General features: G+C 58.1%; 15 protein-coding genes. All 15 read right to left on the bottom strand.

The window, feature by feature from the left end:
• Positions 1 to 8: 8 nt before the first annotated feature.
• The 15 genes from FJ145_02975 to FJ145_03045 all read right to left on the bottom strand — a co-directional run bounded on the left by FJ145_02975 (position 9) and on the right by FJ145_03045 (position 16,065).
• Positions 9 to 1,382, bottom strand: coding sequence for a hypothetical protein (locus FJ145_02975; GenBank protein ID MBM4260384.1), 1,374 nt, complete (start codon positions 1,380 to 1,382; stop codon positions 9 to 11).
• A 63-nt stretch (positions 1,383 to 1,445) separates the two neighbouring features.
• Positions 1,446 to 2,168: an acylneuraminate cytidylyltransferase family protein gene (locus tag FJ145_02980; protein ID MBM4260385.1), complete on the bottom strand. Its 723-nt coding sequence runs from the start codon at positions 2,166 to 2,168 to the stop codon at positions 1,446 to 1,448.
• 9 nt (positions 2,169 to 2,177) lie between these two features.
• Positions 2,178 to 4,004, bottom strand: coding sequence for a 1-deoxy-D-xylulose-5-phosphate synthase (locus FJ145_02985; GenBank protein MBM4260386.1), 1,827 nt, complete (start codon positions 4,002 to 4,004; stop codon positions 2,178 to 2,180).
• Between the two features lie 140 nt (positions 4,005 to 4,144).
• On the bottom strand, positions 4,145 to 4,957 hold the full coding sequence (locus FJ145_02990; protein ID MBM4260387.1) for a hypothetical protein: 813 nt from the start codon (positions 4,955 to 4,957) through the stop codon (positions 4,145 to 4,147).
• 5 nt (positions 4,958 to 4,962) lie between these two features.
• Complete coding sequence (locus tag FJ145_02995; GenBank protein ID MBM4260388.1) at positions 4,963 to 6,429, bottom strand: aldehyde dehydrogenase; 1,467 nt, start codon at positions 6,427 to 6,429, stop codon at positions 4,963 to 4,965.
• Between the two features lie 4 nt (positions 6,430 to 6,433).
• Positions 6,434 to 7,249 (bottom strand): SDR family oxidoreductase, encoded by an 816-nt coding sequence (locus FJ145_03000; protein ID MBM4260389.1) that lies wholly within the window; start codon positions 7,247 to 7,249, stop codon positions 6,434 to 6,436.
• A gap of 15 nt (positions 7,250 to 7,264) precedes the next feature.
• Positions 7,265 to 7,888 (bottom strand): 3-deoxy-D-manno-octulosonate 8-phosphate phosphatase, encoded by a 624-nt coding sequence (locus FJ145_03005; protein MBM4260390.1) that lies wholly within the window; start codon positions 7,886 to 7,888, stop codon positions 7,265 to 7,267.
• Complete coding sequence (locus FJ145_03010) at positions 7,785 to 8,813, bottom strand: N-acetylneuraminate synthase (protein ID MBM4260391.1); 1,029 nt, start codon at positions 8,811 to 8,813, stop codon at positions 7,785 to 7,787. The genes FJ145_03005 and FJ145_03010 overlap by 104 nt, the downstream gene beginning before the upstream one ends.
• 112 nt (positions 8,814 to 8,925) lie before the next feature.
• A complete protein-coding gene (locus FJ145_03015; GenBank protein MBM4260392.1) occupies positions 8,926 to 10,467 on the bottom strand; it encodes a glycosyltransferase family 39 protein in 1,542 nt (513 codons plus the stop codon).
• A gap of 35 nt (positions 10,468 to 10,502) precedes the next feature.
• Positions 10,503 to 11,351, bottom strand: a complete 849-nt coding sequence (locus FJ145_03020; protein ID MBM4260393.1) for a hypothetical protein — start codon at positions 11,349 to 11,351, stop codon at positions 10,503 to 10,505.
• Positions 11,352 to 12,485 carry a glycosyltransferase family 4 protein gene (locus tag FJ145_03025; GenBank protein MBM4260394.1) on the bottom strand — a complete coding sequence of 378 codons (1,134 nt, stop codon included), beginning with the start codon at positions 12,483 to 12,485 and terminating at the stop codon, positions 11,352 to 11,354.
• A 28-nt stretch (positions 12,486 to 12,513) separates the two neighbouring features.
• The gene (locus FJ145_03030; protein MBM4260395.1) at positions 12,514 to 13,407 is read right to left on the bottom strand and encodes an SDR family oxidoreductase; all 894 of its coding nucleotides are present in this window, start codon (positions 13,405 to 13,407) and stop codon (positions 12,514 to 12,516) included.
• A complete protein-coding gene (locus FJ145_03035) occupies positions 13,400 to 14,272 on the bottom strand; it encodes a hypothetical protein (GenBank protein MBM4260396.1) in 873 nt (290 codons plus the stop codon). Before FJ145_03035 ends, FJ145_03030 begins: the two co-directional genes overlap by 8 nt.
• The gene (locus FJ145_03040; GenBank protein ID MBM4260397.1) at positions 14,256 to 15,311 is read right to left on the bottom strand and encodes a glycosyltransferase family 9 protein; all 1,056 of its coding nucleotides are present in this window, start codon (positions 15,309 to 15,311) and stop codon (positions 14,256 to 14,258) included. Before FJ145_03040 ends, FJ145_03035 begins: the two co-directional genes overlap by 17 nt.
• Positions 15,295 to 16,065, bottom strand: a complete 771-nt coding sequence (locus FJ145_03045) for a hypothetical protein (protein ID MBM4260398.1) — start codon at positions 16,063 to 16,065, stop codon at positions 15,295 to 15,297. The genes FJ145_03040 and FJ145_03045 overlap by 17 nt, the downstream gene beginning before the upstream one ends.
• Positions 16,066 to 16,070 lie beyond the last annotated feature (5 nt).

The raw sequence follows: 16,070 nt of genomic DNA on the forward strand, positions 1-16,070 counted from the left end.
GCCGAAGCTCAGGCACTCGCCGCTAGCGAAACCTCAGGGTCCTTGATCGCAGCCGTCGCAACATTGACATCGAGCGCTCGCAACACTGCGCGCGCAGCGCGCTGGCCCGAGCTGCCGTCAAGTCGGAAACATAGTTCGGTGCGCAAGCGCGTCCTCCCTGCACGATCGATCGAGGGATCGTCGAGATAGGCATCGACGACTTGTCTAAGCTCTTCCGGCGAATACACCAAACGCAGACCCTGGGTATCGACAAGTTTTTTGTAGTGGCTGTTGAGAAAAATATCGTCGAAATAGCGGTTTTCCGCTCCTCGATCTCGGCCAAAAGCGATGGATATTACCGGCTTATCCAAAACCGCCGCATCGATGGCCATAGTCGATGCTATATTGACAATCACGTCGGAATGAAAAATGGTCGACGCTAGGTTAACCATGTCGGCCCACGAGGGATCCCAGCCATCGTGCAGCTTGGACAAACGGCCCGGTTCCTGAATCGTCAACCAAGGACGATTGGTAAAGTGTCGGTAATACTCCTCGCGCAGTCGTTGAGTTGTGATCGGATGCAAGCGCAATATCAGTTGGCACGACGACCCCAAATTACCGCCCTGCAAAGTTTGATAGACGGTCTCAACAATGTCGGGCTCATTGGGAATAAACCCCTCGGTGGATGCGGCGTAGGTGATCAATTTCCGGTCGGGGCTAAGCTCGTGAGCGTGAAAAAACTCCGCGCGAGGCAAAAAACTCTTGTTGTCGGTGTAGAGATCAAATTGCGGCACACCGACCACTTCTACCTTTTCGCGCGGAAAAAAGTGCAACTCGGCAGCTTCGTCGACCATGGTTTCATTCCACACCGCCATCGAATCTGGCACAACTGACAAGGGTCCTTTACAGATAAAATTGTCCCAGCTCTCGACCAAACAGAGGACCTTGACACCGCGCAGCCTGGCTTCTTTGACCATATGCATGTTGGTGCCAAAGACTCTCGTAAAAACCGCAAGGTCCGGTTTATACTTTTGGTAAAGCGGTGCCAACGCGGCTTGACTGCGATAGAGAGCCATTTCCCAGCGATTAATGCGCTGTTCATTGGCACGGAGCGTCCGCGCGAGCCTTCCTGCGGTATCGCGCCACGCCAATCCCCACTTGCCGCGCTGTGCCAACCTTCGTACCCGTATGGCTTGCGTAAGGCCTCGATTTACCCAAACGTAGTCTTTGAGGTTCTTTAACCGCTTCTCAACAAAACCAACTTTTGTCCGCGGCCATTTTTCCACACAAACGTTAGGCGCTTCGAATTCCTTGCGAAACTCAGGCTCATCGCCGATCGGCGAGATGATCACGGTGCGCAGATTAGGATTCGCCGTCAGCGTCTTGAGAAAATCGGTGCGCAAGAGATTTCGGTTAGAAATCCCTTGCCGTAGAAATAAAAAAACTGTTTTCACAGGCAACTTTTTCTAACGGGCTGCGCTTTGGCGTGCGATCAATGTCTCGGCCAGCAAGAAATCAATTTCGTTGTTGATGTCGACTGATTCATATTCGTCATTTACTAACGGAATGATCTCGGTCCCCGTCGTCGAACGGAGCTGCCAGACGTTGCTAGCGCGAAACACGTCCATCGACGCGTTTTGAATGTAAACGGTCGGCAGCAGCTGATACGACAAGGTATGCGCCTCCGGCAGCTTCTGCTCCACTGGGATCAGCGAGCGAATTCGGCTCTGGCTCTGGTTCATCACCCACATTTTGTGCGGGTGCTCGGAGCAAAGCCGCACCGTGCGTACGCAGTGTGCCATTGGGTCTTCGCGCAACAGCTCGATAGCTTTGTCGATGGTAGCGCTCGTTCGAAATGGTGACGTCGGCCGCAACAGGCAGACGAAATCCGGCTCGTATTTTTCGTGATCTCTAAACCAGCCCAGCGCATGCTCCATCGCCTGCAGTTCGGTTGAATGGCCTTGAGCTATCTCGGCAGGCCGGCGAAACGGCACCTCCGCTCCCGCCCCAAGCGCAACATTGGCAATCGCATCGCTATCGGTAGATACCACGACCCGCTCGATGTAGCGGGAGCGCTTCGCCCCCTCGATGGAGTATGCCAAGAGTGGCTTGCCGGCCAGCGGCCGGATGTTTTTGTTCGGCACCCGCTGCGAGCCGCCGCGGGCGATGATGATCGCCAATACTTTCATCAGAAACGGTCAGTCCGTCAATGCCGCGATGCTTCGCGCCAAGCTCGCGCCATCCAGGCCATGATGGCGCAGCGCTTCTTGGGGCGTGCCGCACGCCAAAAGCCCCTCGACGGCGAATTTTTTATAGTTTCGTCCGGCAAGGAGTCCGGTCTCGTACAGCTCGTTGATCAGATAATCCCCAAGGCCGCCGATGGGCGCATGATCTTCGATCACGCAAATATTCCGACAGGGCGACAATTCTTGTTTCAACCAAACGCGGTCACAACGATTGAGCCACGGCATGTTGATGACTTTGATGCGCAGCCCCTGCTGCCGCAGAATCTCTTCCGCGCACAGCGCCTCGTGCAACATCACCGGTCCGTAGGCGAGGATGGCTGCATCCGAGCCAATAGTCAATGCAACCCCGCGCCCGACAGCGAATTCGTATTCAGAGGGCAACTCAATCATCCGCGGCGACGGGCCGATAATCAGCCGCAGCATGTAAACGCCGGTGCCACCCTCGAGGCAATATTTCAGCGCAAGTCGCGCTTCCTTGGCGTTGCACGGCTGAATGATCGTGCAGTTGGGCAGCGCGGCAAACAATGAAATATCCCGAACGGATTGATGGGACGACCCCGGCCCGGCTGGGATCAGACCGGCATAGTGGCAGACATAAATTATCTTGGTTTGCTCGCAGGCATTGTTGTAAATCTGCTCGTTCGCCCGCGCCCCCATGAAGCTCGCAAAAGTATTCACTACGGGCAGCAGTCCCTGGGAAGCGAGCCCGCCTGCCATGGAGACCATGTCTTGCTCCGCGATACCATTTTCGATGAATCGCTTGGAAAACTTCTGCTCGAAGGCGCGCAGACGGCAGTCGGCGGTTAAGTCGCCCCCCAGCACGACGATATCCTTGCGGGTCTCTGCGAACTCAACCAAGGCTTGACCGTAGGCATCGGCGACGTACTCGCGCGACACACTGGCGGAGCTGCGCTCGGGATCGGGGAGATCTTCGAGTGCGATGGAACCCAAGTGCAATTCTTCAAAGCGCTCACAGATGCGCGTAAGTATTTCGGCAAACCCCGCTTGAAAAGACTCGTCATCGGGGGCTCCAGCGTGCCATCGATAGAGACCGCGATTGGCGGCCAGCGCTACGGGATGTTCCATGAAAGAAACGCCGCGTCCTTTGATCGTGTCCGCAATCAGAATCTTCGGCTTGTCATTGATCGCTGCGAATTCGGCGAAGCGCGCTTCGAGCTGGGCAAAATCATGGCCGTCGCAGCGCGCCACATGCCAGCCGAAGGCGCGGAACTTGGCAGCCATATCTCCCAGATCGATAATTTCGGCGACCGGCTTATCCGATTGCAGCTTATTGTGATCGACGATCACGGTCAGGTTGGCGATCTTTTGATGCGCCGTAGTTTGCAGCGCTTCATAGATCTGCCCTTCCTGCAGCTCGCCATCCCCCGTCATGACAAACACTCGGCCACCGCGCTTTTGCAGCGCTTTGGCTTTCGCCATGCCTTTGCCTTTGGAGATACCCATGCCGAGCGAGCCAGAGTTGGCTTCCATACCCGGCGTGCGCACATCGGGGTGGCCATAGGTGCCGCCAAAACGGCGCAGGTTGATGAATTTCTCCTGCGGCAAAAGGCCCAGCGAAAACATCACCGCGTAGAGACCGGGAACGTCATGACCTTTCGACGAGAAATAAATGTCTCGATCGGGGTGTTGAATGCCGAGCTTGGCAATATTCAATTCGCGATAATAGAGATCGGTAACTATGTCCAGCGAGCTAAAGCTCGAGCCCAAATGGCCCGACCCGGCGCGCTTCACGGTGGCGAGCGTATTGGCGCGGCACATGTCGGCAATAATCCCGAGCTTATCGTGCTGCGGCAGCGCCGCGGCGTGAACCCGGGCAAACTCAGCCGCCGGTATCAGTTGAATCTTAATCAATCGCTTTGCCGTTGATGGACAATTATCGAGGTGCAGAGACAAGCGGCTCAACCCACGCGAATCAGTAGGCTTTGCCCGGTCTCCAAATGAAACTTGAGGTAGTTCGTGCGACTCGCGACAAATTCATCGACCGCCTGCTTACTCCCCTCACAAGTGGTAAAACCGTAATCGTCCGCCACCATCACACCGCCGACCAGCAACCGTTCTGAGAAAAACTCCAGGCAGGCGCGGGTCGGCGCATAGATGTCGACGTCCACATGAACGAAGCAAAACTTTTCCTGCGCGAGCTCGGCGCAGCGATCTTCAAAACGCCCCTTCTGCACCATCACGTTGGGGAATACCGACAGGTATCTTTTCACTTCTTCGAAGGATGTATCGCCGAACTTTCCCGGCCAGTGGCTGTCGTCCTGCTTGGCGATGTCGTCGGGATGCCCCTCAAAAGTGTCGATCGAATGGATTCTTAAGGGTCGACCAAACAACTGCTGCGCCGTGGCGGCGATGAAGTAGCTGCCGCCGCCGCGATAGACGCCGATTTCTGCAATGCTGACGTCGGCGTTAGCCAGATGGCGGACATTGCACAGCGCTTGATACAAGACATAGAGGCGATCGTAGTACAGAAGCGATCGCCTATCGGCGATCACCCTGTCGGCGAGTTCTTTGAATCCGCCGATTTCTTGGATGCGACTTTTTTCCCAGTAGCCCGCGCCGTAGGTTTGCGGGCAGTAGTGAAAATCGTCGCGGTAGCGATAGACCGCCAACCCTAGCTTGGGGCCAAGTTTTTTGAAAAGCGGCTTGGCGCGCAGTTTTCTGCGCTCTCTGCGCCGTTGTTTATTCTGATACTTTTCGGTCAATTCACTCATGAAAACTACAGGCCGCCAGGATTGACGTTCATATAAACATCTTTGAGCGTAGAATACACATCCAACGCCTCGGTGCCGGGCTCGCGTGAGCCGTTCCCCGACTGTTTCACACCGCCGAAGGGCATATGGGCCTCGCTGCCATAGGTTCCGGCATTGACGACCGCCACACCGGCCAGCACTTTCTGCGTAAACTCGACGGCACGGTCAAGGTTGCGCGTGTGGATACACGCCGTCAAGCCGTACGGCGAATCGTTGGCGAGCGCCAACGCGGAGGCAAAATCTTTGACGCGGTACAGACAAGCGATCGGTCCGAACAATTCACGCGTCGACAGCTCATCTTCAGCCGTGACGGCTTCGAGCAGCGTCGGCGCCACATAAAAACCTTTCTTGTGCGACGCATCCACGAGCCGTTCGCCGCCAATCAGGACTCTGGCACCGCGCCGCTGGGCGTCGGCGACGGCGCACAGCATATTTTTCAACTGCTTCTCGTTGATCACCGGACCCAAGTCGTCTTCGTCGGCGGTGCCAACCTTGAGCTGCCGCGTTCGCTCGATCAGCAAATCACGAAATTTTTCATAGATGGACCGGAAAATGATGATGCGGCTGGCCGCCGCGCAGCGCTGCCCCGAGTTGCTGAAAGCTGAAAGCAGCACCCATTTTGCGGCATTGTCCAAGTCGGCGTCATCGCAGACCACTAGAGGATTCTTACCGCCGAGCTCGAGGGACACTTTGGTCAAGCGTTCGCCGGTCACCGCGCCGATTCTTTTCCCCACCGTCGTTGACCCGGTGAAGCTGATCACATCGATATCCGGATGCGCCGCCAGGGGCGCACCGGCCTCCTCGCCGTAGCCGTGAATCACGTTTAGCACTCCATCGGCAAGCCCAGCGGAGCCCGCGATCCGAGCGAATAGCCACGCCGTCATCGGCGTATCTTCAGCCGCCTTTAGGACCGCGGCATTGCCGCAAATCAAAGCCGGAAACACTTTCCAAGCGACGTTGGCGATCGGCGTATTTGCCGCAACGATCAATCCGGCGACCCCCAACGGTTGGCGCACTGTCAGCGCGTAGCGATTAGGCGTGCCGCTGGTGGTCGTGCGGCCATACAGTCTCTGGCCCTCGCCCGCGTAAAATAAACCTAACTCGATCGCGCCATCGGTTTCCCCTAGCGCCGCAGCCTTGGACTTGCCGGTCTCCAGGGCGACTATCGCGGCGATCTCTTCGCGCTGCTGGCGCATCGCCAGCGCGACCGCGTGCAGCAGCATGCCGCGGCGCACAGCGGGCATGGCCGCCCATTGGGGCTGCGCCCGCCGCGCCGCCACCACCGCCAACTCAACGTCCGTGGCGCGCGAACGGGCCACCTGGCACAGTCGCTCGCCGGTCGCTGGATTGAGCTTGTCGAACCACTTATCGGCTACCGCAGGGCGATCCGTCCCACCGATGAGGTTGGGAATGCGAGTTGGCGTCGAGCTCACGGCTTCACCACGCGGTCCAGCCGCCGTCAATGACAAGGTTAGAGCCGGTCATGTAGGCTGAAGCTTCGGAGAGCAAAAACACGATGGCGCCGTTGTACTCGTCGGCTCGCGCCATCCGGCCCATCGGCACGCGCTGGCAATAGCCCTCAAGAAATTTCTCGTCCTGATGATTGAAAACACCGCCGAGGGTTAACATGTTCACTCGCACTTTCTGCGCCGCCCAATAGGTTGCGAGGTAGCGCGTGAGATTGACCAAACCCGACTTCGACGCGGAATAGGCTACCGGCTTGAAAAACGGCGCGCCGCTCCTCCGGCGATATTGGTAGATTCTTTGATCGGGCGACACCACGCCGTAGATCGAGCCGATGTTGATGATCGAGCCGCCGGCGGACTGGGCCATCTGTCCGCCGATTACCTGGCAGCAGAGAAAGACTCCTTTTAAATTGACGTCGAGCACCTGGTCCCAGGATGCTTCGGGGTATTCCTCGAAAGGACCGTTCTCCGCTGCGGGCGCGTTGGGCGGCGAATCCAGCGCCGCCGCGTTGATCAAACCAAAGGGCACGCCCCATTTCGCGTTCACCTGGGATAAGCCATCCTCGAGCGACCTGCGCGACGCAACATCAACCGCCACAGTCATGAGCTGGTCGAGGGAGGCCTCGCCACAGAGCCGCGCCGCAATGTCGGCGGCCGGTGCCTGATCGAAGATCGCCACCCGCGCACCGCGCCCGATCAGCGCGGCGCAAAACTGCTGCCCTAGCTGGCCTAAACCTCCGGTTACAATGACCGTCTTATGCTGCACATCGAAAACATCCTCAGCCAAAGATGCCATTGTCGACTAACTCGATGACGCCGAAAACACCCGTTCGAACAGATCGCAAACTTCGCGCACGGCGCCCTGGCCGCCGTGAGCTTCTGTGCGATACAGCCCCAGCTCAACAACGTCAGGGTGCGCATCCTGCACGACGACTGGAAAACCAACGTTTTGCAGGCATGTCCGGTCATTCAAGTCGTTGCCGACGAAGGCCACTTGCTGCAGCGACAGGCCGCGCTCTTGGGCGGCCCGTTCAAGCTCAGCGCGCTTGTCGGCGCAGCCCTGCACACAAGGAATGCCCAACTTCTTGCTTCTGACGCCGACGATGGGATTGACTTCCGTCGAGATGATCATGGTCGCAATGCCGAGCCGTTTGAGCTTTTCCAAGCCGATGCCATCGCCGCGGTAGCAACAGACCGCCTCCGCGCCATCGGCGAAAACATAAACCTTATTGTCGGTGAACACTCCGTCGAAGTCGAAGGCGATCAAACGGATCGCGCGGATGCGTTCTTGTAGGCTCGGGCTGGGCGATTTCAAGTGTCCTCTAGGCGTCGCGCAGATCGTCGAGGAGGATATTTTCGTCCGCTTCGAGACTGCGCCGCGTGTGCCGCCCCAGGACCCGATCGATTTGGTTGGGCGGCAAGCCATCGTTGGGCGATTTCAGGGCGATGTCTTCCAGAGTGATTTTGTGGCCGGCAGGTAAATTTCGCGCCGCAACAATTTTTTTGGCCATTTTCACCAGCGGCCTTTCTTCCGACGGATAGGTGCGCTTAACCCCGTCACCCATCGCCACCGCAGCCCGCTGTAGATCGCGCACCAGTCGGCGCATGCCGCCGGGTTCCAAGGAAAACGCATGATCGGCGCCCTTCCAAGCGCGATTCAACGTGAAATGTTTCTCGATCACCCGCGCGCCCAACGTGTAGGCGACCATCGCCAACGCGATGCCGTTTTGGTGATCCGAAAGCCCCACGACAATGTCTGGAAACCGTTCACGAAAGGTCGTGATTACCTTCAGATTCATCTGCTCGGGATCCACCGGGTAGCTGGCCGTGCATTGCAGCAAGCAGAGATTCTGATTCAGCGCCATGATCGTATCGTAGGCGCGTTGCACGTCATCCAGGGTTCCGCCACCGGTGCTGACAATCATCGGTTTGCCAATGCGCGCGACATGCTTTAACAGTGACAAATTTCTCAGATCGCCGGAGGCGATCTTATAAGCCGGCATCTCCAGCTCGGCGAGAAAGTCTGCGCTGCGAAAATCGAAAGCGGTGGCAAACATCGTAATGCCCAACTCGCGGGCGTAGCGTTTGAGCTCGACGTATTCGTTACGGCCAAACTCCAAAGCTTCGCGATGGGCGCCGTAGGTCGGACCGAAACTATTCTCATTCTCGTAGGGCGACTCGTACATGGTGCGCGTATAGAGCGTGCGATTGTCGCGCTTTTGCAGCTTGACGGCGTTGACGCCGCATTCCTTCGCGGCGCGAAAGAACTCTTTGGCTTTGCCAAGATCGCCCTGATGGTTGTGGCCGATTTCGGCAATCACATAGCAGTCAGCTCCGTCGCGCGCGACCATATCGTTATCAATGTTCAAAAAAGCACTCACGAATCACTCCGGGTTAAAGGCGTCGAGACTTTTCGGTAAGCATTACCTAGCACCGAAACGTTGCGGCTGCCAACATCCTCACTCAACCTTGCAGAGCTACTTTGAAAAGCAGCATGCGATCGTTCCGCACGCCAACGAATTCCTTTTCCAAAATAAGCCCCAGTTGCGCCGGCGCTGCGGCTATTTTCGGATACGTCTTCTGCCAAGTCTTGGCTTCCGCTGCCAAATAGTCCGGCTTTTTTGTTTTCAGATAATCGGGAAACATCGACTCATTCACCCCGCTCAGAAGCAATGCTTGGGCTCCGGCATAGAAAGTCACTCGGTCGTCAAAAACCGCGACTTTGACTGCTTCGGCCCCGCCCCGCTGTTTGAGATAACGTCCGGCTTCCCGCACGAAGCCTTTTTCGCGTGAGATCGGTGCCAGAGTCTTAGGCAACGTGGCCGCCAGAAAAGTCGCCACCGTCAGGCCAACCGCGATCCTGGCGCGCGACTCGTTCACATTTGCTTTAAGCCAGTCCCACAGCCAAACAAGGCCCAGCGCAGACCAGCCGAGACAGATCGGCACGACTTGCACGGAATAGCGGCGACGCACAAGAATGATAGCCAGACCAAAAACAAAAAACAGTACGTAGGTTAAGAGCAACAAATCTCGACGCTGCCAAAATTGATTGCGCCACAGAAGGGTTAGTCCGATCAGCATAAAAGGCACAAATGGAAAATGCATCGCTTCGAACCAGGTGCCGATCGCCGGAAAAAAGTCCCACAGCACCTTCTTGGCGAACAACAGAGGATGATTTTTGACGAAACCCAGGAAATCACTCGCCTCCTCCGGCGACTGGGCCTCCCGCTCGCCGCCTTCGAGGAGCCCGGATTCACTCAAGCTCACTGCCAACGTCACTCCAGCCTTGCGGCTCAGCGCGCCCCATTGCCCCGTCTCTATACTCAAATAGACAATGTAGGGCAAAGCGAAAACAACGAACCCGCCGATCATCGCCAGCGAGCTGCCAGTCGCCCAACGAAGATCGATCTCCCGGCTCAGAAACACACGGATCGCCAAAAACAGCGGCATCACCACCAACAAGCCGATCGCTTCCGGGCGCACCAGGTACGCAAACCCCGCAACTAGCCCGCCGAGAAAAAATCCCAAGGCGCGGCGCGATCGATAGCCACGCTGAAACAGGAGCAACGCCACAACCACCAGAAGAAAATACGGGCTCTCACTTCTAACGTGTGCAGAGTAGCGCGCCAAGAATGGACTCAGCGCCGCCAAATACACCGCCACGAGCGCGATGCGTTCGTCGTCGAAGACCTCTTGCACCAAAAGATACAAGGGCCAGAGCAGAACAACGCCACAGAGGATCGAAAAGAGTTGGCCGCTCAGCTCCCAATTTGCGGTTAAAGGATAAACCAATGCAAGGAGTATGGGATAGCCTGGAGAATAGTAGGAGCCCAGCCCAGCCCACCAGCGGCCAGCATAGAAGGCTTGGGCCGCTTCGATATAGTGCACGCCGTCCGAGCTGATACAGTAATATTGCCACAGCAAGTAAAACCGAACCGCCGCACAAAGCAGCAATGCCCCTATGAGCATTTGCCGTGCAGACGATCTATCGTGGGTCCCAGCCATCTAACTAATCTAGGACAACAGCGGCAGCAGCGCCGTCAAATCGCGACCTTTTGCAAATCCAAGGCGCGGCTAGCTTGCTCGATTTGGCGCGCCCAGAGTTTTCGTTGCTGCGCATCGCTGCTGATGCTTCCCAGATAGGATCTTAGAAAGCGCATGCGCTGGCTCCTGCTAAGGTATTTGCCCAGCGTTCGATTGATCTGCACGAGATTTTTGATGCGCCGGCGGCGGTTCAATGCGCTGAAACGGCGCACGCCCTCGAGATCGAGAACAAAAAAACCGAACGCCCCGCCCGGGCCTTGCGGCACCGCAAGGATGTTAAAGTCCTTGAGATCATTGTGGTAGATATTTTTTTCATGCAGCCGGGCAAACAGTTGGCTGAGACCCCTGAGAAAGTCACGCCGTCGGTGCACTCCTGCGGCGCCACCGAGAGCCGCAAGGTCCTCCAGCCAGATACGATTCACAATCTTGCTGCCGGCGACTTCTTCAGTGAGGTAGAAACTCCGGCTTAAGAACCGGCCTTGGCGATGTTCGATAGCAGCGATCGGGCGTGCCGTGGCCACACCCGTATCGGCTAGGATGACGGCACCTCGGAGCGACCGGATCGCCCCCGAAGCGAAAAAAATCGAAACCAGCCTATGGCGCCAGGAGAAAGCGTCATAGCGTTTGATGTAAACCCGCACTTGCCGGTCGGCCGCTCCCAGCAACACACAACCCACCTTGATCTTCGATTGGTCCTTGATGATTTCACAGTCTGGCAGTTCTAGCAGCCGATCGGGGTCGGAGATCAGGTCGATGAACGCTTCGCTGGCAAAACTGGGGTCGACCCAAATCGCCGAGCGGCCGCGCCGACGAAAGACAAAATCAGCAAATCGCTGCGCCGCCACTCAGTGGACCGCCACCTCTTTGAGCAACGCGTCGACCTTAACGAAATGTTTGGGCCAACTGTACTCTTCAGCTAATTGCCGGGCTTCTCGGCGCAGCGAGGCATCGCTGCCGCTGCTCAGCAAATCTGTCAGCGCCTTGGCGAGCTCGTCGCTGTCTTCGCTACGCGCAACTGCGCCCTTTTTTAAGCGGCCGGCAAGAATCTCCGCGGCGCCTGCGGTCGCGCTAACCAGCACTGGCATGCCGCTAGCCAGGGCTTCCAGCACCACGTTGCCAAACGCTTCTTGCAAAGACGGCAGCGCCACCAGATCGGCGGCAGCGTAATAGTTTTCCACGTCGTCGCGCCGTCCGGCAAACACGATTCTCCCGGGCGCAACCCTTTCCGCCCACGATTTGTAATGGCCGAGCCGGGCATCGTCGCCGACAACCAACAAAAAGACTTCCTTCATTGGCTGTGCATCCCAGAGCGTGAGCAAACGATCGAGCCCTTTGCGTTGAAAACCGTTGCCGACAAAGAGCACAAGCGGCGCGTCCAGGGGAATCTGATTCCGCCGTCGCACCGATGGTCCGATCGCGTCCCGCTTGGCGGGGTGGAAACGCTCGGTGTCAACACCGTTGTAGATCACGGCGATACGCTCGTCGGCAATGGCATAGTGATCCATCAAATCGCGCTTGACCTCAGCCGAGACTGCGAGAATTTTTTTGTAGCTGTCCGAGCAAAATTCGCGCTCTTCAATCGCCAACAAGCTGCGGTGATACGGGCTCAACTGTTGCCACAATCGCCGGCGCACGCCGCCGCTCAGCGCCATCCGCTGCAAGAAACCGCGGTGCGAGCCACCGCCGCAGCGCAAGACATCCTGGCGCAGCATGCGCCCGAAGCTAACCACCACGTCGCACTTGAAGCGGGCAATTTCCTTCGGCCCTTGGACGGCCAGACTTACCAGCCGCGCGGTTCGCCCCAAGGGCAGCACCGGTAGCTGATGACTTTGCACTCCAGCCGGTGCTGCCACATCGAACTCACAGCAAAAAAGGTGAACTTCATGGCCCAGATCCCTGAGCCCTTCAGCGGTTCGATAAAGATCTTTTTCAGTGCCGCCTCTGAGATCAAGCCGTTTGTGTGCGAGCGCAATCCTCATCCGTAGTCAACAAACTCGCGCCTCTCGACTATTCACCGGATAGACGGCGGCGATTGAAACGATCGAGGGCTTGGTCGAGCGCGAGCACCTCGCGGCCGAGCAAGCCGGCAAGTTTTTCGGTGCGCAGTCCGCCCCGCAACGGTCGGACGGCCTTCTGCTTCATGCTCGCCGTCGTCACCGGCGTAACGCGGCTGACATCGCCGCCCAGCGACTGCACCAACGCCCGGGTAAAATCGGTGCGCGGCAGTAGATCTTTGCCGACCACGTTGACGATGCCGCTGGCGCGCTTGCCGGCCAGCTCGATGCTGCATTCGGCGAGATAGTCAGCGAGAGTCGGATTGCCGATTTGATCGAAGGGAATCGTCAGCTCCTGACCCGTCTGCACCCGCTCATAAACCTGCATGGCGAAGTTTTTTTTCTTGGACAGCGGGTCCCAACCGTAAACCACCGTGGTGCGCAAAATCAGCACATCCGGCAAGATCTCGCGCAAGACAGTCTCTGCATCGAGCTTGCTTTTGCCGTAAACGCTCAGCGGTGAGGTTGGCGCCTGCTCATCGTAGGGCCCGTTCTGGCCATCGAAAACATACTCGGTCGAGTAAAAAACCAACTTTACGCCGAGGCGGGCGGCTTCCTGCGCCACCCGCCGCGGCCCCTCGACATTTTGTCTATAGGTTTCTTCAGGGTGCTCTTCGCAATAGTCGACGTGGGTCAGTGCCGCGCAAAGATAGATCGTGTCCGGCACGCACTCGCCAAAAAAGCGCTGCACCTGGGTGGCGTCGCTAATATCGAGCGGTTCTAAACCTGCGCGCGGTTGAGTGACGTGGGTGCCGACGACCGGGCGGTTCGCGGCCTTCAGACGGCGCATCAACTCCTGGCCGACGAGCCCGGAGGCACCGATGACTAACTGCGTATTTTCAGGCACGCTTCACTTCCTGGTCCAGGGAATTTTTCCACCGCATCAAGCTGCGAAAACTCTCGTCCATCACCCGATCGCATTCCCAACGCCGTTGGCGAGTCTTCTCTTCCAACCAACGCGCCAAAGCGGCGCCCTGCTTCGACGACAACTCGGTGTCGAGATAGGCGCGCAAAAATCGCATCCGGTCCTGCAACGAGATTCCCGGCAGCGGCATGCGATTCAACTGCACGAGGTTTCGTTTCCATTGCGACTGCGGCAGCGATTGCGGATAACGCCGCGTGCGGTCATTGTCCATGAAATAGAATTGCCAGCGCCGATCCTCCGCCGGACCGATGAATACATTGGTCGCCACTAAGTCGCCGTGGACAAAGCCAAGATCGTGAAACCGCCGGATTTCCCTTGCCAGCTGCTCGAGCCCCGTCCATTTGTCCGCCCGGCTCACGGTAGGCTTCGAGCGGCGAAGGTTTTGTTGCAGTGTCTGTATCAGCGACACTCCAGCTACTGGCACGGTCACCAGGAAGGCGCACTCGAGCAGGCGTCGGGTTCGTCTCTCCCCCGCCGCTATCGCCAGGGGAACGTTAAAGCCCGCCGCTGCCAACTCCACGCCCACCCGCTGGGCGCGGCGCGCCTTCGACAGACGAAAGCGATCCTTCAACATTCCGCCGGTGGTGCTAGGGTAAAATGTTTTCAGATAAAAGCTCTGTGCCGCTCCGCCGGTTTCCAGCAACTCTGTTTGCGGGTGCTTCGCGGCTGTTTGTTGCGCGATTCGCTCTCGCACCGCATCCCACAGCGGTCCGCTCCAATATTCTGAGCAAACCCACAGAGTCCAAGGACCGTCGCGCAGCGTGCTGTAACTATTGCCAATGACCATGGGCAGCTTTTTGCCCCACCGACCGGCGCAACACAGCGGCCACTTTGTTTACGATCGCGTCGCTGCTTATCGAGCGCATGCATATTTTGCCGATGGTGCAATTTTTTCGATAGCACGGCGCGCAATCGGCCTTGCCTTGAATCACCAACTCGCCAAAGCCGTAGGGCCCGGTGCGCTTTGGATCGGTGGCGCCCCACAACGAAATCACCGGCGTGCCAACCGCCGCCGCCAGATGCATCAGCCCCGTATCCGGACCGATACAGACAGAAGCGTGTTGAATGACGCCCACCGCTTCGCGCAATGAAGTTTGGCCGACCAGATTCACAACCCTACCCTCGGCGGCGCGGACAACTTGTTCGGCGACCGCCGCTTCACTGCCGCCGCCGAGCAAAACCACCGATAGCCCATGGTGCCGCAGCAACGCGTTGGCGCAGCCGGCGATCTGTTCAGCAAACCAATCTTTGCTCGGCCAGCGCGAACCGACGAACAACGCCGCGAAGGTGGTGTCGACACCGCTCAGGTGGCGGCGCACAGCGAGCTTGTCTTGCGGCGTCAATTCGATCTGCCACTCAATCGGCCGCGGCGCGATGCCTAGCCATTCGGCAAACTTCATGTAGTGATCGATCTTGGCCACCGAGTCGCCCACCGCGTCGATGTGATAGTTGTTAAAAAAGCCGTTGCCCTCCTTGGCGTCCGAGGGATGAAAACCCAAGCGGCACGGCGCTCCCGAAGCACGGCTCACCACGCCGCTTTTGAAATGACGCTGGAGGTCCAGCACGAGATCGAAACGGCGGGCGTGAATCTGTCGAAGAAACGGCCAGAGGGCCGCGATCGGACGGTGGCGATCATAGATGATCACCTCATCGATGGCGGCAAAATTCTCCAAGAGCGGAAAACAGGCGGGCTCCACGGACCAGGCAAGAAAGGCGCGCGGGAAACGACGCCGGACGAGCTGCGCCAGCGGCAAGGCGCGCGTGATGTCGCCCAAAGAGCCATGCAAAACGAAAAGAATCTTTTTCGGCTCAACCGGCAGCGCCATGGTAGCAGCTAACGAACTTGTTCCAGTCCTGCTCCGACAGATAACGGCGCGCGCTATCCAACTTGCGCACTGAGCGTTGCAAACGCGCCAAATTGCCGGCGGCGATTTTTTGCGGCACCGGGCCGAGAAACAGCACGGCTTTATCGAAATCGATGATATACGCCTTGAGCCCCTCGGCTTCGCGCCGGATCAAGATATTTTTAAGATTGAGATCGCCGTGGCAGACGCCTTGACGGTGCAGCGCGTGCAAACTCAACGCGACGGCTTGCAGCACTTTGTCCAGCCCTTCAGCGCGCGCAAAGCCATTTTGCAGAGCGGCCCAGAGGTCTGCCGCCCCTTCGATCTCGCGGGTGGCAAGCCAGCCGCGATAAAAGGGCCCGGCCAACTTCTCGATGCCGGCGCCGCAGGGCTCCACCGTCGGCAGCCCGCGGCGGCGCAGCTCGACGGTGATTGCCAACTCGCGGAAAGGCCGGGGCGGCCAGGTAAAAAAACAGCCGCCGGTGATAAACCCTAACGCGCCGCCGTGCAGATAGCGGCGCACGAGGGCGTTGCCGCCGTCCGGTAGTTTGATGGCGCGCAGCGGCGCGCGCCCGTGATAAAGGGCCGCGCCATCGCTTGGCGAAGAAACGGCTGCCGGATCATCGGCATAAAACACTTCCGCCAAGCCCGCGCGCACAAGCCATCGTTGCCGCCCTCGCTCGATCTTTGCAAAACCCTCGGGAACATTGCCCCAACGCCAACCGTCGGCGGTCATGTGCT

The organism is Deltaproteobacteria bacterium, assembly GCA_016874755.1.
Taxonomy (GTDB): Bacteria; Desulfobacterota; Binatia; order UBA9968; family UBA9968; genus DP-20.

What these genes read in the sequence shown, in the direction of transcription:
- FJ145_02980 (MBM4260385.1), bottom strand. Translation starts at nt 2,168, where the DNA reads ATGAAAGTATTGGCGATCATCATCGCCCGCGGCGGCTCGCAGCGGGTG.
- FJ145_02985 (MBM4260386.1), bottom strand. Translation starts at nt 4,004, where the DNA reads ATGTGCCGCGCCAATACGCTCGCCACCGTGAAGCGCGCCGGGTCGGGC.
- FJ145_03015 (MBM4260392.1), bottom strand. Translation starts at nt 10,467, where the DNA reads ATGGCTGGGACCCACGATAGATCGTCTGCACGGCAAATGCTCATAGGG.
- FJ145_03025 (MBM4260394.1), bottom strand. Translation starts at nt 12,485, where the DNA reads ATGAGGATTGCGCTCGCACACAAACGGCTTGATCTCAGAGGCGGCACT.
- FJ145_03010 (MBM4260391.1), bottom strand. Translation starts at nt 8,813, where the DNA reads ATGGTCGCGCGCGACGGAGCTGACTGCTATGTGATTGCCGAAATCGGC.
- FJ145_03005 (MBM4260390.1), bottom strand. Translation starts at nt 7,888, where the DNA reads ATGGCTTGCCGCCCAACCAAATCGATCGGGTCCTGGGGCGGCACACGC.
- FJ145_03045 (MBM4260398.1), bottom strand. Translation starts at nt 16,065, where the DNA reads ATGACCGCCGACGGTTGGCGTTGGGGCAATGTTCCCGAGGGTTTTGCA.
- FJ145_03040 (MBM4260397.1), bottom strand. Translation starts at nt 15,311, where the DNA reads ATGGCGCTGCCGGTTGAGCCGAAAAAGATTCTTTTCGTTTTGCATGGC.
- FJ145_03035 (MBM4260396.1), bottom strand. Translation starts at nt 14,272, where the DNA reads ATGGTCATTGGCAATAGTTACAGCACGCTGCGCGACGGTCCTTGGACT.
- FJ145_02990 (MBM4260387.1), bottom strand. Translation starts at nt 4,957, where the DNA reads ATGAGTGAATTGACCGAAAAGTATCAGAATAAACAACGGCGCAGAGAG.